The sequence below is a fragment of the Methanogenium sp. S4BF genome, from assembly GCF_029633965.1.
Classification (GTDB): domain Archaea; phylum Halobacteriota; class Methanomicrobia; order Methanomicrobiales; family Methanomicrobiaceae; genus Methanogenium.
In genome coordinates, this window is record NZ_CP091277.1 from 1,363,625 (window position 1) to 1,385,635 (window position 22,011).

22 protein-coding genes are annotated in these 22,011 nt (G+C 53.7%); 17 read left to right on the forward strand and 5 right to left on the reverse strand.

What is annotated here, in order from left to right; all coding sequences use genetic code 11:
* Positions 1-33: 33 nt before the first annotated feature.
* From L1S32_RS06535 to L1S32_RS06555, 5 genes are all read left to right on the forward strand, one after another.
* On the forward strand, positions 34-396 hold the full coding sequence (locus tag L1S32_RS06535) for a tetratricopeptide repeat protein (RefSeq protein WP_278154226.1): 363 nt from the start codon (positions 34-36) through the stop codon (positions 394-396).
* A gap of 49 nt (positions 397-445) precedes the next feature.
* Entirely contained in the window at positions 446-2,251 is a 1,806-nt protein-coding gene (locus tag L1S32_RS06540) for an ABC transporter ATP-binding protein (protein WP_278154227.1), read from the forward strand.
* A gap of 158 nt (positions 2,252-2,409) precedes the next feature.
* Positions 2,410-2,712: a PqqD family protein gene (locus L1S32_RS06545; protein WP_278154228.1), complete on the forward strand. Its 303-nt coding sequence runs from the start codon at positions 2,410-2,412 to the stop codon at positions 2,710-2,712.
* Positions 2,702-3,721, forward strand: coding sequence for a GNAT family N-acetyltransferase (locus tag L1S32_RS06550; RefSeq protein WP_278154229.1), 1,020 nt, complete (start codon positions 2,702-2,704; stop codon positions 3,719-3,721). The genes L1S32_RS06545 and L1S32_RS06550 overlap by 11 nt, the downstream gene beginning before the upstream one ends.
* Positions 3,722-4,885, forward strand: a complete 1,164-nt coding sequence (locus L1S32_RS06555) for a radical SAM protein (RefSeq protein WP_278154230.1) — start codon at positions 3,722-3,724, stop codon at positions 4,883-4,885.
* A gap of 230 nt (positions 4,886-5,115) precedes the next feature.
* Here L1S32_RS06555 and L1S32_RS06560 read toward each other — a convergent pair whose 3' ends face one another.
* Positions 5,116-6,351, reverse strand: a complete 1,236-nt coding sequence (locus tag L1S32_RS06560) for a nucleotidyltransferase family protein (protein WP_278154231.1) — start codon at positions 6,349-6,351, stop codon at positions 5,116-5,118.
* Positions 6,352-6,718: 367 nt separating this feature from the next.
* Between L1S32_RS06560 and L1S32_RS06565 the strand changes: the two genes are divergently transcribed.
* The 6 genes from L1S32_RS06565 to hisB all read left to right on the forward strand — a co-directional run bounded on the left by L1S32_RS06565 (position 6,719) and on the right by hisB (position 14,593).
* Positions 6,719-8,722 (forward strand): radical SAM protein, encoded by a 2,004-nt coding sequence (locus L1S32_RS06565; protein ID WP_278154232.1) that lies wholly within the window; start codon positions 6,719-6,721, stop codon positions 8,720-8,722.
* Positions 8,719-9,912, forward strand: coding sequence for a radical SAM protein (locus tag L1S32_RS06570; RefSeq protein ID WP_278154233.1), 1,194 nt, complete (start codon positions 8,719-8,721; stop codon positions 9,910-9,912). Before L1S32_RS06565 ends, L1S32_RS06570 begins: the two co-directional genes overlap by 4 nt.
* A gap of 1,269 nt (positions 9,913-11,181) precedes the next feature.
* A complete protein-coding gene (locus L1S32_RS06575) occupies positions 11,182-12,390 on the forward strand; it encodes a methionine adenosyltransferase (RefSeq protein WP_278154234.1) in 1,209 nt (402 codons plus the stop codon).
* A 25-nt stretch (positions 12,391-12,415) separates the two neighbouring features.
* Complete coding sequence (gene hisG, locus L1S32_RS06580) at positions 12,416-13,294, forward strand: ATP phosphoribosyltransferase (RefSeq protein WP_278154235.1); 879 nt, start codon at positions 12,416-12,418, stop codon at positions 13,292-13,294.
* Between the two features lie 7 nt (positions 13,295-13,301).
* A complete protein-coding gene (hisA, locus tag L1S32_RS06585) occupies positions 13,302-14,015 on the forward strand; it encodes a 1-(5-phosphoribosyl)-5-[(5-phosphoribosylamino)methylideneamino]imidazole-4-carboxamide isomerase (protein WP_278154236.1) in 714 nt (237 codons plus the stop codon).
* Entirely contained in the window at positions 14,012-14,593 is a 582-nt protein-coding gene (gene hisB, locus L1S32_RS06590; RefSeq protein ID WP_278154237.1) for an imidazoleglycerol-phosphate dehydratase HisB, read from the forward strand. The genes hisA and hisB overlap by 4 nt, the downstream gene beginning before the upstream one ends.
* 130 nt (positions 14,594-14,723) lie before the next feature.
* On the opposite strand, the gene L1S32_RS06595 is transcribed toward hisB, so the two are convergent.
* From L1S32_RS06595 to L1S32_RS06605, 3 genes are all read right to left on the reverse strand, one after another.
* A complete protein-coding gene (locus L1S32_RS06595; protein WP_278154238.1) occupies positions 14,724-14,939 on the reverse strand; it encodes a histone family protein in 216 nt (71 codons plus the stop codon).
* Between the two features lie 195 nt (positions 14,940-15,134).
* Complete coding sequence (gene mtxX, locus L1S32_RS06600) at positions 15,135-15,878, reverse strand: methanogenesis marker protein Mmp4/MtxX (protein ID WP_278154239.1); 744 nt, start codon at positions 15,876-15,878, stop codon at positions 15,135-15,137.
* A gap of 13 nt (positions 15,879-15,891) precedes the next feature.
* Positions 15,892-16,908, reverse strand: a complete 1,017-nt coding sequence (locus L1S32_RS06605) for a methanogenesis marker 2 protein (RefSeq protein ID WP_278154240.1) — start codon at positions 16,906-16,908, stop codon at positions 15,892-15,894.
* 24 nt (positions 16,909-16,932) lie between these two features.
* Here L1S32_RS06605 and L1S32_RS06610 point away from each other — a divergent pair, with 24 nt between their 5' ends.
* Together L1S32_RS06610 and L1S32_RS06615 are read left to right on the forward strand one after the other, a co-directional pair.
* Complete coding sequence (locus L1S32_RS06610) at positions 16,933-17,058, forward strand: hypothetical protein (RefSeq protein ID WP_278154241.1); 126 nt, start codon at positions 16,933-16,935, stop codon at positions 17,056-17,058.
* A 47-nt stretch (positions 17,059-17,105) separates the two neighbouring features.
* Positions 17,106-18,542 (forward strand): replication factor C large subunit, encoded by a 1,437-nt coding sequence (locus tag L1S32_RS06615; RefSeq protein WP_278154242.1) that lies wholly within the window; start codon positions 17,106-17,108, stop codon positions 18,540-18,542.
* Here the strand turns inward: L1S32_RS06615 and L1S32_RS06620 are convergent.
* Positions 18,539-18,940, reverse strand: coding sequence for a UPF0146 family protein (locus L1S32_RS06620; protein ID WP_278154243.1), 402 nt, complete (start codon positions 18,938-18,940; stop codon positions 18,539-18,541). The genes L1S32_RS06615 and L1S32_RS06620 overlap by 4 nt on opposite strands.
* A gap of 17 nt (positions 18,941-18,957) precedes the next feature.
* On the opposite strand from L1S32_RS06620, the gene L1S32_RS06625 reads away from it, so the two are divergent.
* From L1S32_RS06625 to L1S32_RS06640, 4 genes are all read left to right on the forward strand, one after another.
* Complete coding sequence (locus L1S32_RS06625; RefSeq protein ID WP_278154244.1) at positions 18,958-19,500, forward strand: archaemetzincin family Zn-dependent metalloprotease; 543 nt, start codon at positions 18,958-18,960, stop codon at positions 19,498-19,500.
* Between the two features lie 109 nt (positions 19,501-19,609).
* On the forward strand, positions 19,610-20,155 hold the full coding sequence (locus tag L1S32_RS06630) for a universal stress protein (RefSeq protein ID WP_278154245.1): 546 nt from the start codon (positions 19,610-19,612) through the stop codon (positions 20,153-20,155).
* Between the two features lie 11 nt (positions 20,156-20,166).
* Positions 20,167-21,495: an ArsB/NhaD family transporter gene (locus L1S32_RS06635; RefSeq protein ID WP_278154246.1), complete on the forward strand. Its 1,329-nt coding sequence runs from the start codon at positions 20,167-20,169 to the stop codon at positions 21,493-21,495.
* A gap of 12 nt (positions 21,496-21,507) precedes the next feature.
* A complete protein-coding gene (locus L1S32_RS06640; RefSeq protein ID WP_278154247.1) occupies positions 21,508-21,957 on the forward strand; it encodes a universal stress protein in 450 nt (149 codons plus the stop codon).
* Positions 21,958-22,011: the final 54 nt, after the last annotated feature.

A 22,011-nucleotide genomic window follows, 5' to 3' on the forward strand; every position in this document is an offset into this window, starting at 1 on the left:
CATGAGAATGGGAAAACTGAGCAGGCCATCTTTATGATAGATAATGCTTCAGAAACCTATCTGCATACGAACTGGAGCTATTACATCTGCGGATACCTGATCTCAGAGATGGGGGACGATGAACGGGCTCTCGTGCACTTAAATAAAGCACTGGAAACCGACAGCACCTATGCTCAGGCATGGTATTACAAAGGGAAGGCATTGTCTGGTCTGGGAAGAGACCGGGAAGCTGCGGAGTGTTTTGCCCGTGCAGAAGAACTTGATGAACGGTATACAGTTCCCTGGACAGAAAAATGGCCGGTCAGCATCATTTTCAGGAATCTGACATTGATATATCTGGTTCTTGCATTCGGAGGACTGGGCATCTATATCGCAAAACGGGAAGGAAAATTTTGATGAAGGTTCTTTCGTACGCACTTGTGTCACCGGTGGTCAGAGGAATTCGATGAAGGTACCGGAGAGAATCCGGGCCATATCCGGATTTGTCAGGGGGCTCTTTGTCATCCCCCAACGGGAGCATATTCGCCTCAACTCCCGCGATCTGACTTTTTTTCTGAAATATCTGCGACCGGTGATGCACCTTGCGGTTCTCTGTATTCTCTTCAATATCCTGCTCAGTGGCGTAAAGGTGCTTTACCCCCTGACGACAAAGATCCTTATTGACAATATCTTTCTCGGCAATGACCCTGCAGGCATCATTCAGGAGCTAAACACCCTTCTTCCGGCATGGATGGTCACACAGATCTCATGGATCTTTTATTCCCTGACAGCCCTCATTATCGCGGTTCTCCTGCTCGGAGTGCTCACCGTTGTTCTTCAGGTTTCCATCAGTTATGTAACCGTCTGTTTCCGGGAAGCCTATACCTTTCATCTCCAGACCGATCTCTTCAGTCATGTGCTGCGGTTTCCCATAGCGTATTTCCGTTCCCATCAGACCGGCTACATCATGTCGCGCCTGACAGAGGATGTCAGTGTTCTGGAGTATATCTTCTCGCAGTTTCTCCCCCAGATGCTGTCAAATATTACCTATATCATCATGTCAGTCGGCATTTTATTTGCCCTCAACACCCGGCTGACATCCCTCGTGATTGTGCTGGCCCCCCTCTTTCTGGTCGGCAATTTCTTTTTTGTCAGGTACATCCGGGCAGTTACGTACGAGGAGCGGGAGCGGCGGGCCGACATCTCAAAGGATCTCCAAGAGATTATTACCGGCATCGAGAGTGTCAAGGTTCATACCGCAGAGCGGCGTGAATACCAGCGGCTTTCATCAGCGCTCTCTGCAGCCATTGACACCCGCATCAGAAATACGATGCTGAACAGTTTTTCCCAGCAGGTGCGGTTCGGCACCCAGTCCCTGATTATGCTCACGGTACTCTGGTTTGGGGGTAATGCTGTTCTTGCAGGCAGTATGACAGTGGGGGATTTTGTGGCATATACCGCCTATATCGCCACATTTGCCGGAGCGATGAATTCACTGCTGTCTTTTCCCATCCTCCTGCAGCCGGCATTTACCTCGGCCGAACGGATACAGGAACTCTTCAGGCTTACGCCTGAGGCAGATGAGAATGAAGGCATCATACCTGAAACCACGGAAGGGACCATCACCTTTTCAGATGTCTCGTTTTCCTATCAGGAGAATGTACCGGTGCTGTCCCATGTCACCCTCACCCTGAAACGTGGGGAAATATATGGTATTTCCGGGAAAACAGGTGCAGGAAAGACGACACTTATAAGTTTGATTCTGTCTTTTTACCGCCCGGATACCGGAACTATTCTTTTAGACGGGAGAGATATTGCCACCCTGAACGGTACATGGCTCAGGGAGCAGATTTCAGTTGTTTCACAAGACCTCTTTCTTTTCAATAAAACGATCAGGGAAAACATCCTCTACAGCAGGCCGGATGCGACCGATGATGACGTCATTGCAGCAGCAACCAGGGCACAGATACACGATGAAATTCTGGCACTACCTCACGGATATGATACGGTGGTCGGTGAACGGGGCACCCAGCTATCTGTTGGGCAGCGGCAGCGGATTTCTATTGCCCGTGCATTTCTAAAAGACGCCCCGATTCTTATCCTGGACGAGCCAACATCTGCACTGGATGAACGGACAGAAGAGGCCCTCATTCCTCTCCTGAAAGCACTCTCTGCAGACCGGACAACGATTCTGATATCCCACCGCCCCTCGGTCCTCAGGATTACAGACATCATTTACGTGGTGAAGGACGGGACGGTTTATATGAAATAAAAATGGAGTTCCCGGATGATAGTGGCAGACACGTACATGCAATTTTTTTGTGGAAAAATCGCTATCCTGCCATTTAAGCATTGTTCGGACGAACTCTGGAGAGAGTTCCATATCAGATTCCTTAAATATAAATATCAACAAAAAAACGATTGATCTATATGAATACAGAAATAAGTCTCAATTCAGTAATTAAACCGTCGGAAGATGTCGTATCACGGGATGTCATGGGCGAACTTATCATCGTCCCCCTCACCTCCGGAATCGGCGATATGGAAGACGAGATCTACACCATGAACGACACGGGGCGGGCAGTCTGGGACAGGCTTGACGGAAAGGCCAGTCTTGGTGAGATAGCCAAAGCCCTTGAAGCCGAATATGACGCTCCCCCCGGTGCAATTGAAACCGACGTGCATGGGATCGCTGCCGAACTGCTCCGGCGGAGAATGGTTGTTGAAGTCTGAACAGACCAGCACGATTGAACCGGAGAAAGACAGGAGTGTATATACCAGTAAAATACGGCTTGAACTCCTCAAGGCCGTCACAGAACGGGGAAAACTCTTCCGCTTCCGTGCACCCGGATTCAGCATGTACCCGTTCATCAGGAACGGTGATATCATCACCGTCGCCCCCCTGCCTGAAAACGGCCCGGAGACCGGCGATGTGGTGGCATTTGTCCACCCCGGCACCGGCAACCTGATCGTCCACCGGGTGGTTGAAAAGACCGACCGCGGCTACCTGATCCGGGGAGACAACACTGAGGGGCCGGATGGGACGATTCCTGCATCCAGCCTCATCGGAGTCGTCGTCAGGGTCGAGCATAAGGAAAGGGATGCAGCAGTAGCAGGGATCAGGTATGGGCGAAGACCGATAGCCATGCTCAGCAGAACGGGTCACCTCCGTAAGATCACCAGAACTATCAGCCATTTCAAAGGAGCGGGTGCAGCAGGTCTACAGACAGCCCAGAAATTCGCATTATACCGGCGGGTGGCAGGCTCATTAAAACCCCGGATATCCATCGCGGAAGCGGATGATCAGGACATGAACAACTTCTACAGCGGGTGGAATTATCATCCTGACCAGCCGCCATACCGACCCGACCCGCTGGTGACGAATTTCGTTGCAAAAGACGGCAAAGAGATCGTCGGCTTCGTCCAGCTTATGCGTCACCCTGAATCCCATCATCCCTACGCCGGATATTGGCTTATCGACCTGATGGTCAGGGTACCATACCGCGGCATGGGCATTGGGAGAGACCTCTCAGAACAGGTGATCCTGATGGCCGAACAGGAGGGGGCACCGGAATTGTCTCTCATTGTCGGGGAAACGAACAGACCAGCCATATCGCTCTACCGGAAGCTTGGGTTCGAACCACTCACACAACCGGAGCTGGAGCAGCAAATAAGCGATGAGTATGCATCGACCGGGATTCGGCGGATAGCAATGCACAGGATCTGCGAACGCAGAACATAAATGACGGATAGTATCATGACGGGACAATTTATCACCGAACTAAAAATTCAGGACTTCAAACTCTGGGATGAAATGAAGGAAAAACGGGCATGCTTCTCCTTCACCCTTGAACTGACCGCACGGTGCAACAACAACTGCACACACTGTTACATCAACCTCCCGCCGAATGATGCAGGCGCACGGGAACGGGAGCTGAACGCCGACCAGATCATGGATATTGCCGATCAGGCCATCGCTCTCGGAGCGATCTGGTGCAATATTACCGGCGGCGAACCCCTGCTCAGGCCGGACTTCACGGAGATCTATCTCGGCCTGAAGAAGAAGGGACTCCTCGTATCGGTCATGACGAATGCGACCCTGATTCACGAAGAGCATGTGGCCTTATTCCGCAGGTATCCGCCGCGGGACATCGAGATCACCGTCTATGGCGTGACAAAAGAGACCTATGAAGCGGTCAGCCGCATCCCCGGCTCATATGATGCGTTCATGCAGGGCCTTACCCTCCTGCAGGATGCGGGTGTGAAGATCCGGCTCAAGTCCATGGCAATCCACTCAAACCTCCATGAAACAGACAAGATTGCTGAATTCTGCCGGGCACGGACCAAGGATTACTACCGATTCGATCCCCAGCTACACCTGAGAATGGATCATGACCCGATAAGAAATGAAGAAATCAGGAACGAGCGGCTTACCCCCAAAGAGGTTGTTGCACTGGAGGCAGCAGATCCTGACCGGCGGGAGGCACTTGCAAATGGTTGCGACAGGATGATCATTCCGGAATTCTGCAATATCAGCTGCAATCATCTCTTCCATTGCGGTGCCGGCATCGGCGATTTCGTCGTCAGCCCTGACGGGATGATGAGATTGTGTATGTCTCTCTGCCACCACGATTGCATCTATGACCTGACAACAGGGACGCTTGCAGACGCCTGGTACAATTTCATCCCGAAAGTGAGGGATATGCATTCAGATGATACAACATTTCTGGAGACCTGCCGGAAATGCCCAATCATCAATCTCTGCCTCTGGTGTCCGGCCCATGCCGATATCGAGACCGGCCTTCTGGACGGATCGGTTGACTACTTCTGTAGTGTCGCCCATGCACGGGCAGGGTCTCTCGGATATACCGGAACGAAACCGAATTTTACCACAACAGAACCCTGAAATACAAACCCCTTTTTTTATCGGACAGGTCTTTGCTCACCTGAAAGAAAGAACCATGAACGCTCCATCTCATATTCATGCTCAACATGACAGCCATCCATTTTTGGGCGTACCACATTCCTGTCAGACCACAAAAACAATCCTGCACCTGACGGCACTATACTGCAAGGGTGAAGCATCCCGCAGTCAGGAACGGATCATCCCCCCGAACTTCTGCCGGAACGGCAAAATTAAAGTTTATAATTCCTGATACTCATCCATCTCCGGATATGCGAAAACGGGATATCAAGCGGGGATTCTGATTGTTTGTAGTGATTCATCGATTCCCGATGGGGAAGAATGAACCGGTAACAGTAGCGTACTCGCTCATAATGGGAAGGCATGCCCTGCAGGGTAAGATACATTCCGGAGTGGATACAACTTCCACGGTTTTTTGCATACCTCCACAATCGCTCCTCCCGGTCAGATGCAGCCCCCCAACCGGAAAAATCCGCAAATGCTTCCGGAATGGCAGCTCCTGCCCAGAGAGAACCGGCAGTCAGTGCAATCTCAAGAGGAATCCGGATATGATTTTGTACACATGTGGAGCGGAGCGTTTCCCAGTCTTCCGGCACACGGAGAGAATTCATGAGTGAGGCAATATCATACACCCAGTCAAGGCGAAGAGACTGGTGCTGGAATACATGATGATAGGCAAGAAACGTGAGATGACTGGCAGGGTCCAGCGTATAACAGGAGAGATCATCCGCATGGATGGGTATTTTGCGATCAAAGGCATTGTCAAGCCAGTCCGGGGAGAACATTCCATAGCCGGAATCGGTAACCCAGTGCAATTCGACGGGAATGCCCTTCCCCGGCAGATAATAATTCTGATGGTGGGCAGAGTAGCGGGATGTGTGGAACGTTTTATTCGGACAGGAATAGCCAAGTTTCTCAAAGATCGGTTCACACCGGATGATATCATCCGGTTTTACGAGAATATCAATGTCTGAAGAATGCCGCAGTGCCGGGTCGGGATAGACCGTGCGTGCCAGTGCATGGCCTTTGAGAAGAATGGCAGGTATGCCGGCATCTTCCAGTGCGGTGGTAACGGTCCGCACCTGTCTTCCCAGACGAAGGTTCCGTGCACACCCTTCCATGAATATCCGCGAGAAAAATGCCATGATTTCTTTGGGCGGAAGGCATTCCTCATCCCATTCTTTCAGATGAAATGCCAGAAGGGGAAAGATTCCGTGAGGACGCAGGAGTGTCAGCAGGGCATCCCACTCTTCTGTGGAGCAGGCAGGGGGAACGACGGGGGTGTTTCGTATGATACAGAGAAGGTACTCCAGAAGATCATCCGGGAGTGCAAGGAGCGCATTCGGGGGATCACCCGCCAATGGAACGATTGTGTGGAGGTTCCGGATGGATTTTTGTCCGGCACAATGTTTAAATCCAATACTCTGAACCGGTGCGGGTGACGCCATAATAAAAAAATATGGTCTCCTGCCAGATATGTCCATTGATTGAAAACGGGGCTGCTGTTCAGTGATGACATCATACAGGGAGCGATATCACCGGAAAATGGAGACAAACCTCATTCATGCAGCTGAAATTCATACCCTTTTTTCCGCCGGATGGTCCAAAGAATCCAAATCTCCCTTAACAATAATTATCAACTATTCTCACCCATTTTTCCTTATTATCGATACAGATTATCAGTCCGATGTCCCTTTGGGATGGAAATTACCCTCAGAAATGGCATCCGGTTGAAACAGCCAAATGACCAGAAAATAGAATGAAATACTGTGATTTTTGCTCTGTAAATGATATTCAAAACCATTTGGATGCCTTATGACCGACTACTTATCCATTAAACAAACCGACCGGATGCCCCGTCTTCCCCTCTCCGGTTCCATCGATCTCACCTATCGGTGCAACAACAACTGCTGTCACTGCTGGCTGAGAATTCCGCCGGGTGCTCCGGAAAAAAAGCAGGAACTCTCCTTTGATGAGATCTGCCATATCGTCGACGACGCACGTGCTATGGGATGCCGGCACTGGTCCATCTCCGGGGGCGAACCGATGCTCCGGCCGGATTTTGCCGAAATATTTGATTACATAACGAGCCGGGCCTCTTCATACTCGATCAATACGAACGGCACGATGATCACCCCGGAGATCGCTCAACTCATGACGCGGAAAGGGAACAAGATGATTGCGCTCTACGGTGCGACAGAAGCGGTTCATGACCGGATCACCCGGAGTCCCGGTTCATTTCAGGCCACGATGCGGGGATTTGAACTCCTGAAAGAGGCGGGAGCCGGTTTCACCGTCCAGCTTATTCCGATGAAAGACAGTTATCATGAATATCCTGCAATGATTGAACTGGCACAGTCTCTGACCCCCCACTGGAGAGTAGGTGCCCCCTGGCTGTACCTGTCTGCATGCGGCTCGGCTGAGAAGAACGCTGAGATCGCAGCCCAGCGACTTTCCCCGGCAGATGTGATAGCCCTGGATACGCCAAACATCTCGTATGAAGAGGAGCACAGAACAGAGGATTCCTGCAGTCCGAATCCAACAGATGACCGTCTCTTTGCCCGGTGTATAGAGAAAAGGAGGGACTTTCATGTGGATCCGTATGGGATGATGTCCTTCTGCTGCTTCATCAAAGATCCCGCAATGAGATATGACCTGCGAACAGGCAGTTTCGAGGAAGCCTGGGAGGTGTTCATCCCCTCCCTCGCAGATACGGTCAGAGGGGGAGAGGAATACCGGGAGAACTGCGGGTCGTGTGAGAAACGGTCAGACTGCCGGTGGTGTCCGGTCTATGGGTACCTGGAAACCGGCAGGTATTCTGCAAAAGTCCCGTATCTCTGTGAAGTCGCTGATGAAGCAAAGAAATTCAGGGAAGAATGGCAAAAGAAACACCGCCGCTATTTCAGAATTGCAGGCATCACCGCCCGTTTGGAGAGTGACCTTGACTTTGATGAAACAGGCTTTGCCGAGAAACTGGTGCCCTTCATGGTCGATGGTCCGGGTGATGACAATGTCACCATCCGGCATTACTTTGAACTGCCTGACCTTGCAGGAAAGGATCTCGGCAGGGAACTCTACCGGAAGGCGCCGTGGGCAATCTCCCGGAAAGGGGATACCTGGTTCTATCAGGGCATCTCACCAAATCCTGAGGACCAGGGTATCCACAGGGTGGCAGTCTTTAGCGGAGATTATACAAAGGCAACTATTTACAGCCCTCCAGAAGATGGCGAACGAATCCGGACCGAAGGGTGGCAGTCGCTCTCCCTCTTCCCGACGGACCAGATCTGGGTTGCCCCGCTTCTTGCTGAACGGAATGCTGCCCTGATCCATTCCGGTGCGGTCTCTCTTGACGGGCAGGGCCTGATGTTTGTCGGGCATTCCGAGGCAGGCAAGTCTACCACGATGACGCTTCTCAGGCAGGCAGCAGAGGAGAGCCTGAACAGTTCACCGTTTGAGGTTGAAATCCTCTGTGATGACAGAAATATTGTCAGGCGCCATGATGACGGCTGGTATGTCCACGGGACATGGAGTCATGGGGATGTCCCCGATGTCTCACCGGCATCAGCACCGCTTAGGGGGATACTGTTCCTGAAACAGGACACAGAAAATGCGATAAAACCGCTTACGGATAAGAAACAATGTTTCAGGATACTTTTTGACACCCTGATCAGACCAATGGGAACAGCCGAATGGTGGGACAGGGAGATGGAGATCCTTGAGAGGATTGTTACCGAGGTCCCCTGCTATGTCATGCATTTTGATAAGAGCGGTGCGATTGTGCCGGAGATTCGCGAGCTTATCAGGAACGATGCTCTGTGACAGAAGAGCACTCTTCCCCCTATGCCGTAACAGTCGATGCAACGTCTCATCACTTATGGAAGGATAAAATACCACTCCTTGGCAGGCTGGATATGGAGCTAACCGAGCGGTGCAACAACAACTGCATACACTGCTGCATCAACCTGCCCGAGGATGACAAGGATGCCCGCAGGCGTGAGCTGTCAACAGACGAGATTAAGGGGATCCTTACCGAAGCCGCAGTCCTTGGTGCGATGTCGGTCAGGTTTACCGGAGGGGAACCCCTTATTCGGGATGATTTTACGGAGCTGTACCTTTTCGCCCGGAAACTCGGCATGAAGGTCATGCTCTTTACCAACGGACGCCTGATTACTCCTGAAATTGCCGACCTTCTTGCACGTGTCCCTCCGCTTGAGAAGATAGAGATCACGGTCTACGGAATGACAAAGGAGTCATACGAGGCGGTTGCTCGTGTGCCGGGTTCGTACGATGAGTTCCGGCGGGGTATGCAGCTTCTCATGGAGAAAGGCATTCCGTTTGTCGTAAAGGGTGCCCTGCTTCCCCCGAACCGGGACGAGATAGATGAATTTGAGGCGTGGGCTGCGACAATTCCGGCGATGGACACGTCCCCGTCCTATTCAATGTTTTTCGACCTCCGGTGCCGCAGGGACTTTCCGGAGAAGAACCGGCAGATAGCAACACTAAGACTCTCGCCGGAGGATGGTGTTTCTGTGCTTTCACGGGACCGTGAGCGGTACCTGAAGAGCATGCGGGAGTTTTGCTCAAAGTTTATGCGGCCATCCGGCAAAAAACTCCTCGCCTGTGGGGCAGGACATGGCGGGTGTGTTGATGCGTACGGCATGTACCAGCCCTGCATGATGCTCAGGCATCCGGACTGTGTGTATGACCTTCGTTCCGGGTCGCTTGAGGATTCAATGACGAATTATTTCCCAAAACTGCGCGAGATGGAGGCCGAGAATCCCGAATATCTTGCCCGATGCGCCCGATGTTTCATCAAAGGCCTCTGCGAGCAGTGCCCGGCAAAGTCGTGGATGGAGCACGGGACGCTCGATACACCGGTGGAATATCTCTGCGGGGTCGCCCATGCACAGGCATATGATCTTGGCCTCCTTGAAGAGGATGAGAAGGCATGGGAGGTAGAGGACTGGCAGGAGAGGATTGACCGGTTTGTGAACGAAGAGCACCAATAAACATTTGTCTGTGTGTCTGTCCCCCTACCTCATGGAGGTGGTCAGGCAGTACCTGATTCTATGATTCGACAGGAAAAGAATTTGATAAATGTGTGATGGTGTTTGAATTCCTGCCATTCATACCATATCATAACATTTTTTCGGGATTTTTTATCTGGCAACGTGTGTTCTTACAGTAACAATGTGAGAATTTCGGAGGCCATTGTTAACTTGAGATCGTTGAGGAACAATCGAGTTCACAATATCCGAACTGTTCGATCAGACACCCGAAATAATAGCTACCGGAACCTGTTACCCCCGCTGTCTTGCAACCCATGATAACGCTCTCTTTACTTTGATGTCTGGTGAGTACGGCCAATGTTGGTGTCTGCCATCCGGCAGTGTTTTTATTCTGTTGTTTTGTTGACTGGGATTCTATTACATCGGATTGATTACCTGAACGGATATATTTTTGGATTTCAACCGCTGGATTCGCATGCAATCGTCAAAAACAATCCAAATGAGAATTGCACAGGTTCAATTCCTTGAAATCCCAACAATCTGGTCCGAATCATGCGATGTTCAACCCGTATGTGCCAGCTGAATAATCCCTTTCTTGGTTTTATTGGAATTGAGTTCTCCCGGAATTGGACGAAATTGTGATCCATGCAACGACCGGCGAAAGCTTTGAGAAAGCAATCCGTGTTGTTCATGCTGTACTGAGAAGCCTTCGCCGACAAACCATGAATGTAATTCATGAAGAACAACTGTATCCAGTGTTTATGTGTATCTTCAGCTCGTTGTCACGTCTCGACAAGACGCAATACACTCCAGTCCGGTATTAAAGTTGCAGTTATTATGCCCTACATCCGGGGACACAACCGTGTTGTCGCCTTTGCATCCGGCTAAAATTGCTTCCTGAGCGTGATCTCTTTGATGTACCAGGAGCACCGGGCACTCCCATGACGTCTGTTTCACGATATCTGTTTCCTTTTTACTACCCATAAGGGGCCTTTTTCGCCTCACTGCAAAAAGTCTGTCGGTTTGAATACCTGTTTGTGGTATCTGATAGTCGAACGGGGGGAAATGGTACCGGGTGCATACACTTCCTGTCCGGAAAACCAGCTGTGCCGATAATCCGACAGTTTCGTGAGATCGTTTGTCCACAGACGAGTGAAAATGCGCCTTATTTAATAAAATATTACCACAGGTAATTTTCTACCCCAAAGGAAATTCTTATGTTGCAATGACTCCACTTTTTAATTATCTATAAGGAGTTCGTGAACATCAATGGGACGCAATATTGCAGTTGAGACACTCAGCGAAACACCACTCAACAGACAGAAACTGGAACTTGCAGAACGCAAATGCATCGGCCACCCGGACAGTCTTGCAGACGGTATCGCAGAAGCGGTCTCACAGGCCCTCTCGCGGGCATACCTGGATGAATGCGGCGCTGTGCTGCACCACAACACCGACCAGGGCGAGATTGTGGCAGGAGAGTCCATCCCGCGGTTCGGCGGCGGCACCATCACCCGGCCCATGTATGTGCTGCTTACCGGGCGTGCCACAAAGACCTTCGACGGCGTGACTGTTCCCACCGACGCGATTGCACTCGAGGCTGCACGCAACTATCTCTCGAATACGCTGGAATACCTCAACATGAACAAGGATGTCATCGTTGACTGCCGCATGGGGGCAGGTTCGTCTGACCTTCGTGATGTATTCCGTGCCTGCAACGGACAGCACCTTCCGCACGCAAACGACACATCCTTCGGCGTGGGGCATGCACCGTTCTCTGATCTTGAGAATGTCATCCTTGCCGTGAGCAACCACATCGACGGTGTATACCGGCCGAAAAACCCGATCATCGGGACCGATATCAAGATCATGGGTCTGCGCCAGGAAGAGGACATTACCCTCACCCTCTGCGTGCCGATGATCGACCGGTTCTGCACGGACATGAACGACTACAAAGAGGCAGTCATCCGTGTCGGCGAAGAGGTGCAGCGGGTCGCATCCGGCATCACTGACCGCCGTGTGGCAGTGGACATCAACACCGGCGACAACTACGAGGCAGAGGGGGCAATCTTCCTGACGGTGAACGGCACCTCCGCCGAGATGGGAGACGACGGCTCCGTGGGCCGGGGCAACCGTGCAAACGGGCTTATCACCCCGCACCGCCCGATGAGCATGGAGGCGACCAGCGGAAAGAACCCGATCAACCATATCGGAAAGATCTACAACCTCCTCTCCACCGAACTGGCACAGCAGTGTGCACAGGAGCTCGACGGCATCGAGGACCTCTACATCAGGCTCCTCTCCCAGATCGGACGCCCGATTGACCAGCCGCTCATCGCAGGCGCACAGTATGTGGCAGCAGAGGGAGCGGATACCGCTGTTATCAGCCGCGGCATCGAGGAAATAATCGACGCAGGCCTTGCCGACATCACCTCAATCACCGAGCGGGTCATCCGCGGAGAGATGAAGACCTTCTAAAATCCACCGAACGGAGCACAGATATATGACAGACGAGACACGAGAGCACTTACGGCTGGCAATTCCGAATAAGGGGCGCATTTCAGACCCGATCATAGAGCTTCTGGAGAAAGGCGGACTCCATCTCCATAGTTCATCCAGCCGTAAGCTCATCGCACCGACATGTGACCCGGCTGTCGAAGTGCTCTTTGCCCGGCCGATTGACATTCCCGAATATGTGGCAAACGGCGCCGCAGACCTGGGGATTACCGGGCGCGACATGGTCCGGGAACGCGGCGCATCGGTCACCGAGATCCTCGATTTGAAGATGGGCGGCGCCACGCTGGTGCTCGCCGTGCCGGAGGAGTCCGGCATCCGGGCCCCGGAAGAGCTGGCAGGCAAACGCATCGCAACCGAATTTCCGCACACGACCGGGGAGTATTTCCGGGAACGCGGGATAGACGTAAGCCTCTTTCCGGTCAGCGGCGCCTGTGAGGCAACGCCCTATCTCGGGGTGGCGGATGCGATTGTGGATTTGAGCAGTTCCGGCACGACGCTGAAGACCAATCATTTGATCGTAATCGAGGAGATCCTCCGTTCAACGACCGTCCTCATCGGGAACAATGCGGCGATGCAGGAGCGGCGGGGGAAAATAGATGAAATAACCCTCGCTCTCGAGAGCGTGATCTCAGCCCGCGGCAAGTGCTACCTGATGATGAATGTGCAGCGTGACTCACTCAGCGAAGTGAAGGAGGTGCTGCCCGGCCTCGGCGGCCCGACCGTGATGGACGTCGCATCCGACGGCAGCCTCGTCGCCGTCCATGCCGTGGTCGATGAAGAACGAGTCTACCAGCTGATCACCCGCCTGCGCAATGCCGGGGCACGCGACATCCTCGTGATGCCGATTGACCGGCTCATCCGGTGAGAAGACGATGAAGGTATTTCCCGCAGTAGACATCCTGGACGGCACCTGTGTGCAGCTGGTGCAGGGCAACCGGAAGAACGCCGTGACCTATGGCGACCCCGTCTCCCGGGCACAGGATTGGCTGGAGCAGGGTGCAGACGCCCTGCACGTCATCAACCTCGACGGAGCCTTCGGTGCCGCTGAGAAGAATGTCAGCCTCATTAAGGAGATCATCGGCTCCACCGGCGCTGAGATACAGCTCGGTGGCGGCATCCGGAGCATAGCGGATGCAGCGGGCTGGCTGGACGCCGGTGTCGCACGGGTCATCATCGGCACACTGGCAGTCGAGCGCCCGGAGGCGATCACGGAGATCGCCACCGAGTATGGCAGGGAGGCGGTGATGGCAGGCGTGGACGCCCGGGGCGGCTCCGTGGTCGTCCACGGGTGGGAAAAGACCGCAGGCGACCTGATCACCATGGCCCGTCTCTTCGAGGAACGGGGTGCGGGATCGCTGCTCTTCACCAATGTGGATGTGGAGGGGCTCTGCAGCGGCATCGCAGAAGAGCCGGTGCGCCGCCTGCGGGAGGCCGTGAGCATTCCCATAATCGCGTCAGGAGGCATTACAACGCCACAGGACGTGCGTACGATGCGTGAGATAGGAGTAGAGGGCATCGTACTCGGATCAGCCCTGTACAGGGGCTCTATCACCCTGAAAGAAGCAATCGAGGAGGCAGAGAGATGAGACAGGCAGAAATCACCCGGAAAACAACCGAGACCGAAATCTCCGTTACGCTGGACCTGGATACGGAAGGAAACAGTGCCGTCGATACCGGCATCCCGTTCTTTGACCATATGCTCACATCCTGTGCACGCCACGGCAGGTTCAGCCTGATCGTCACGGCAGCAGGGGACCTTGACATCGACTGCCACCACACCATCGAGGACACCGCCATCGTCCTCGGGGAGGCGCTCGCACAGGCGCTCGGAGAGAAGCGGGGCATCCGCCGGTTTGCCCACATGGCAGTGCCCATGGATGAGGCCATCGCCGTCGTGACACTGGACCTCGGGGGCCGCGGCTATCTCGTGTATGATGCGGCATTTTCACCAAACGGGTTCGGGTGTATCCCACCTGATATCTTTGAGCACTTCTTCTACACGCTCTGCATCCGTGCAGGCATCACCGCACACATGAAGGCAGAGGGCAGAAACGACCACCACATCTGTGAGGCGCTCTTCAAAACATTCGGCGTCGCACTCTCCATGGCAGCGGCAGTGACTCCCGGACGCACCGAGATACCGAGTACAAAAGGAATTATCTGAATGAGATAACAGTCTGAAATTTCAGACACTTTTTTTAAAATGTGCATGAAACAGATGTTTCAGGCACAGTTTCATGAAAATGGATTCCAAAAGTGGATGAACCATTTTCCAAATGCAGAGAAAGGATGTATTATGCGTTCAGTTCGTTGACCGCAAGGTCTACATCTTCTTTCTTGATAGTCTTCCGGCCAGCGTGCTTTGCATACTTGCTTGCTTCTTTTGTAAGCTCTGCAATGTATTCCTGAGAAGCGTCTGCGATTGCCTGTGCGGCATCGCTGCCGACTCTCTCAGCACCGTTGTTCTTTGCAATCCTTACGACTGCAGCGATAGGTAGATCATTCGCCATTTCTATTCCACCTCAGAAAGAAAATCGGCAAATTAATATAAAAACTTTCTGGAAATCCAGAGGAATATGCCTTGTAAAATCAACAATGAAGAGTATATTCAGGATATTTTGAACACTTGAAGTAAATCGGATTCCGATTGAAAAAAACGAAAAATTATCGATACAACAGTCATTTAATTGTGCAACAATCCCCCATTATTTTTTAAACAACGAATTGGCAATGAATACTGAATTCGAATAATCTGACGAGGCGCGCGAAGTATCGACATAAATTCTGTCGATATTTGCCACCGGTGCACCATGGGCAATCCCCCCTCCAAGGAGACATAATGTGCGAAAAATCAGGTTTCCGGATATGCCATCCGGAGCGATGATAATCCCGTGGGAAGAGACAGCGGACTCAATCAGGATCTCTGCATGATCGGCGCCGGTGCGGGCCGCCACTTCCTCTGCATCCGTAATGGTCCTGTCCACCACCGGATGGCGCCCCACATCTCCGAGGCGGCCGCCGGAGAGCACGGCAGCACGGTCACTCACCCCGAAGGCAGGGGCCATCCTCTGTGCCCGTGCAATCAGGGAGACTTTCTCATCGACCGTCCATCCCTCATCCACGCCGACGGGCGCCAGCAGAAACCGGATGCCGTCTGCGGTTTCCAGAAAGGCTATACGCTCCAGACAGGGGACACCGGCGACCCGTTTCAGGGCAGAAAGGGTAGAATTCGACGGGAGACTGCCACGGACGGCGGCATCAATCCCGCCGGAGAAGAGCGCCTGCACCAGCGCCTCCTCCGGCACGGGGGAGTACACCGCATCGAACCCGGAGAAGAAGTCACGGTTATCAGGATGCGTAAAACAGCGGAGGGGAATTATTCCGGAGAGGTGCTCCATGGTCGCCCGGACAGATGCCGGGTCAGTCCCGGCGCCAATCCCGATTACCACCGGCCGCCCCTCCTCAATCGTTCAGGGGGATCCCCATGATCCCCTTCTCTTTCAGGTCAAACACCAGGGACTCTGCGTCACCATGACAGATGACCAGTCTGCGTGAATCCGTCACGACACCGATATCTGCGGCAGCCATCCCGACACCGGAAAAGAGGTCGATAACCTGGTCCACTGCACCGGGAGGCACGGAACAGATGAATCCCATACCGGGATACATGCGCACCCAGTGGTCAAAGGTGATGCCGAGGGCGTCAAGGTCAGGCCGGGGGATGTCGTCAAGGCAGACATCAGCACCCTTCCTGCTGGTCTCAAGCAGCATTCCGAGCGTGCCGATGACACCGGGGTTGCTGATATCCTTGCCGGCAGTCACCAGATGCCCTTCGCCGAGGGTGCGCATCACCCGCACCTGCGCACGCACCTCTTCTGCCGTCCTCAGGGTGGCGGAATCCCAGTTCAGGGCGCAGGAAGGATGAATCCGCCCGTTGAGATCAATCGCTGCCACAATCCGGTCACCCACCTGTGCGGTATGGGAAAATATTGCGTCTTCAGGTTTCACCGTGCCAAGGATTGCGACATCAATGACATTCATCTCCGCATCGGGATGCAGATGGCCGCCCACCACCGGAACACAGAACTTGGCGGATGCCTCATACATCCCCCGCAGCACCTCATGGCAGACCGCTGCGTCCCTGACGGAGAGAATATCCACCATGGCAAGCGGTGTGCCGCCCATGGCGGCGATATCATGCACATTAACAAGCACTGCACAGAAACCTGCCCAGTATGGATCCGCATCCAGAAGACGACTCCAGATGCCGTCGGCTGCAAGAAGAAGGCCGGTATCTCCGTTCTGTATAAGCGCCGCGTCATCCCCGAAGGAGACCGGCACATTTGGTGTTACAAGACGGAGTGAATTAATTATTTCTCCGATTGCACGTTTCCGGGTTACGCCATCATAATCGCGTACGGCTTCTGCAATCTCGTCTGTGGAACATTCTACCACAATAACACCATCTTTGATAAACACATCAGCGTCAGTTTAGTTAATGATATGCATATTCCTCCCGGATACCGGTGCGATGGCGAGCCCTGCCGCCCGCTTTCGGACCGTGCATATTCCTCCCTGAAACGGGCAGGACTGATGAGCAGCGCAGACGAATGGTTCAGGCGCCGGTAGACCGGTACCACTGCATTTTTCACCATTCAGCCACAGAGAATATACCCATGGACTGGGCTGCACAATACCGGCCGCAGCGCCTGCAGGATATCGTCGGCAACGGCCAGGCGATCCGGCAGATCGCAGAGTGGGGCAGGTCCTGGCATACCGGGATGAAGCCGCTCATCCTCTACGGGAAGCCAGGCATCGGAAAGACAACCGCAGCCCACGCCCTGGCCCGCGATATGGGCTGGGACGTCATCGAACTCAACGCAAGCGACCAGCGCACCAAGGGGATCATCGAGAGAATCGCCGGTGCGGGCAGCACGACCGCCAGCCTGACCGGCAGCGGGCGCCGCCTCATCATCTTTGATGAAGCGGACAATATCCACGGCAATGCCGACCGGGGCGGCGCACGTGCAATAGCAGAGGTCATCCGGTCGTCCCGCCAGCCCATCATCCTCATTGCAAACGACCTGTACGGCCTTGACCAGTCGATCCGGTCCCTCTGTGATGCGGTCCTCTTCAAGGCCATCATGGCACGGAGCATCGCCCCGCATCTGCGCTATATCTGCAAATCAGAGGGGGTGGACTGCGACCCGGCGGCCCTCGAGCAGATTGCGGAGAATTCGGGAGGAGATATGCGCTCGGCAATCAACAGCCTCTCCGCTGCTGCCATCGGCATGGCGCATGTCAAAAGCGGTGATGTGCACACCTCACAGAAGGATGAACGCACCTCGATATTCGAACTCATCAAAGCCATCCATTACGGTGCAGACGATGACACCCTGCTGCGCTATGCACGGGAGGTGGACGATACCCCGGACACCATCGAACAGTGGATCGAGGAGTCGGTGACCTCGATCGAAGGCACAGAGGAGAAGGCGTATGCCTACCGGACGCTGGCCGCCGCAGACCGCTTCATCGGCCGCACCTACCGCCGCCAGTATTACACGCTCTGGAAATATGCATCCGCCCTGATGGTCATGGGGCCTGCGGAGGCGGCCGGAGGAAAGGGCATCCATGCACGCATCATGCCGCCGGGGCGCTGGCGCAGGATGGGCACCGGACGAAAACAGAAGACCCTGAGAAGCGGCATCATGGGAAAACTCGGAGAGAACTACCATATCCCCGGCAACGCGCTGCGCGAGGACTTCTTCACCCCCCTGACAAAACTCATCGAGGCCGACCCGGAAGAGTATGCCCGTGCCCTGTATCTCGATAAGGACGAGCTGGAATTCTTTATCGGGGACAAGACAAAGGCAGCGGCCATTATCAAGGACCTGGCAAAAGAGCGGCGCGAGGAAGAGCTGGGATATACCCGGAAGAAGGTGAAGAAAGGGCAGAAGGCCGCAGCGGAACCACCCGCAGAAATGCCGCGTTCGCATCCTGAACCGGAGGACCCGCCTGAGGCGCCCCAAACGGTTCAGAGAACACCGGAGCCTGCCCCGGAGCCGGAACCCATCCCCGACCGGTCCCAGAAGACCCTCTTTGACGGCTTTTAGACCCGGGTATGATACTGGTGGAGCACCACACCGCAGTCGATGATGCGGCCGCCCCGTTCATAGATCTCATTGCCGAGATGGTAGATGATGCAGTCGGCGTTCACCGACCGGGCAAGCGCGATGATGCAGGGCACCATCTCAATCCCCGGCCGGACCGCATAGATGAGTTCGGTGCCCCGGTACCATGCCGTATCCGGTGCACAGACATCATCCCGGAGAAAGGGAATAGTCTCCGGCGGCTGCTGCGGGAAGACATCGGTGGTCCGGACCGCCACACCCGCACGGGCCACCAGCTCTGCAACGGTGAAATTTCTGCCGACACCGATTTCTGCGGCAGAATGGTAATTCCCGATGATATAACGGGAAAAGCGTTCTTCAATATGCTTATAGTTCCCCATTGACAATGTTATTTCGGATGAGTTTCCTTATCTTTTGGGATTCAACGTCACCGGAGGGTCTTCAGATCCCTGTGGCACAGGCAATCGGGGCAATTCTGGGTGCAAACGTTGAGCTGCGGGAAAACCCGGTCATGCTGCGTGGTTTTGACGGAGTTCGCGGCCAGTATAACGCATCAAAAATCCTTGCGGACATGCAGGACATCTATACCCGCCAGCATGGCATCGGGGACTACATTCTTATTGTCACCGGAAAAGACCTCTTTATTCCGGGGCGCGATTTCGTATTCGGCCTGGCCCGCCCGTCTGTGCGTGCAGGCATCGTCTCGACCGTCCGCCTCGACAACCGCTATTACCAGCGAAAGGGCGACTTCTACGATACTATTGACCGGGTGGTGAAGGAGGGCACCCATGAGTTCTGCCATATGCTGGGCCTTGACCACTGCAGAAACAGCGAATGCATCATGTTCTGCCCGACAACCCTCGATGAACTGGACCGGAAACGCAAGACCCTCTGCCCGGCATGCCAGAAGAGACTGGAAGCTGCAAAGAAATATTTCTGATTTTTTCAACGTGTTGTTGCAATTGAAACAACACACTTAATAATTCACGGAGAGAATTACCAATATAACCTTTCAGTTCGTCATAGTTGATAAACAGAGGAAAAAATTCATGCGATATTACGAGGGCCTCATTAAACGCAAATTCAAGGATCTGGTCGGCTCAAAATACGAGACGATCCAGAGGGAATACAGTGAATATATTCTCACGGAAGAGGAGATGCGGCCGCACGAAGTCAAAAAGATCCTGCTCCCGCTGGACTTTTCGGTCACCGGCGTGTCAGAATCCGTCTGTGAACTGCTTTCGGTATACGAAAACGCGACAGTCACCCTGATCTTTATCACCGATGCACAGATTCATGATATCATCAGGGAATCTCTCGACGATGAGGCAGGCAGAGAGTTCATCCGCAAAAAAGAGGAGTACGGCAATCACCTGCTCGATGACTATGAAAACTGCCTCACCTCACGCAGCATTCCCTGCAGGCGGCGCATGCTTCTGGGGAACAAACAGCAGGATGTCCTGAAACTGGCACCTGACTTTGATCTGGTCGTCCTTCCGAAGTGCTATGCAAGCAATCATCCCGACTCCTGTGAAGTAGGGGGAGAAGCCATCATTCTGGCCCAGACACTGGCAAAGCCGGTAATTGTATTCTGACGTGATTTACCATGTTAACAATCGTACAGCTCCTCGCACTGGTCGTCTTCATTGCGACGTATATCCTCATCATCGATGAGCGTATCCACCGCGCGGTTGCCGCGATGGCAGGTGCCGCGGTGGTCGTCTTCCTCGGGATTGTCCCATGGGAATCGATGCTTGAGCACGTCGATTTCGGCACCATATTCCTGTTGATGGGCATGATGATCATCATCAACGTAGCCCGGCAGAGCGGCCTTTTTGAGTATATCGCCATCCGTACCGCAAAGATGGCCAAAGGCAGCCCCATCATGGTGCTCATCCTGTTCTCGGTGGTAACCGCTGTTGTCAGTGCCTTTCTGGACAACGTCACAACGGTTCTGCTCCTGACTCCGATGCTGCTCTACATCACCAAACTGATGGACTTAAATCCGATCCCCTTCCTTCTGGCGGAGATCATCTCATCCAATGTGGGCGGCGCTGCCACCCTCATCGGTGACCCCCCCAACATCATGATCGCCTCCTCTGCAGGCCTCACCTTCAATGAGTTCATCACCACGATGGGGCCGATCGCCGCAGTCGATATGGTGATAGTGCTCATCATCTTCCTCGCCGTCTACGGCCGGTCAATGAAGGTGACAAAAGAAGAAAAGGACGTCATCACCCGGACCATAAACAGCCTGGATGAAAAGGGGGCAGTCACTGACCAGAAGCTCTTCCGCAAGTCAGTCACGGTCATTCTCCTCGTGGTATTCCTCTTCTTCATCCACAGTTCAATCGGGGGATACCTGCACTTCATCTTCCCGTTTGTCGACCCCGCCCTTGCCCTTGAACCGGCAGAAGTCGCCCTCATCGGTGCCGCCATCATCCTGATATGGAGCCGGGTGCAGCCGGAGGAGATCTTTGAGAAGATTGAGTGGACCGCTCTCTTCTTCTTCGCCGGCCTCTTCGTCATCGTGGGAGCGCTGGTGAACACCGGCATCATCGAGATGGTCTCCCAGTTCATGATCAGCATGGTCTCAAACCAGTTTGAGGCAATGTTTGTCATCGCCTGGTTCTCGGCCTTCGCCTCGGCAATCGTGGACAACATCCCGCTCACCGCGGCACTGATACCCCTCATTCATGATATGAGTGGCACCATGGACGTCTATCCGCTCTGGTGGGCCCTCTCCCTCGGTGCATGCATGGGTGGAAACGGCACGGCCATTGCCGCATCAGCAAACGTGGTGGTGCTCGGTGTGGCAGAACGGGAAGGAGTTGCAATCACCTTTATGCAGTTCCTGAAGATAGGGATGCTCACACTGGTTATCACCGTCGCGGTCGGCCTTGCGATGCTCTATGCCATGTTCGGAATGCTCTAGGAGATGAAAAATATGAAAATAATGGTATTACTGGACGGCTCAATGTGGAGCCACAAGGGAGCGCTCTATGCACTCCGGATTGCAAAGGAGAAGAAGGCAGAGGTTGTCCTCTTCTCGGTGCTGGACAAACGGGATTCGAAGTCGATGGCATTCAATTTCTGCACCCAGTCAAATATGTGCAGCAGGATTGAGAACTATGAGGCCCAGATCTGGCGTGACCTGCGCAAAAACATCAATGATGAGATGGCGCAGGTGCTCCTTTTCTTTAACCGGGAAGGCATCCCGACAGAATCAAAGATTGTCGAGGGAACCGCCGCAGAAGAAATAGTCAAAGAAGTGCAGGACAACGGGTATGGCCTGATTGTCATGGGCGGATACGGACGAAACCCGAAGTCCGGCGGAAGCAGACTCTTCCCCAAACTGACAAGCCAGCTTCAGGTGCCGATATTTCTGGCACGCTGACCTTTTTTTTGCCTGTTTTTCCGCGTGGTGCCGGAGGGTGCACCGGCGCCATCC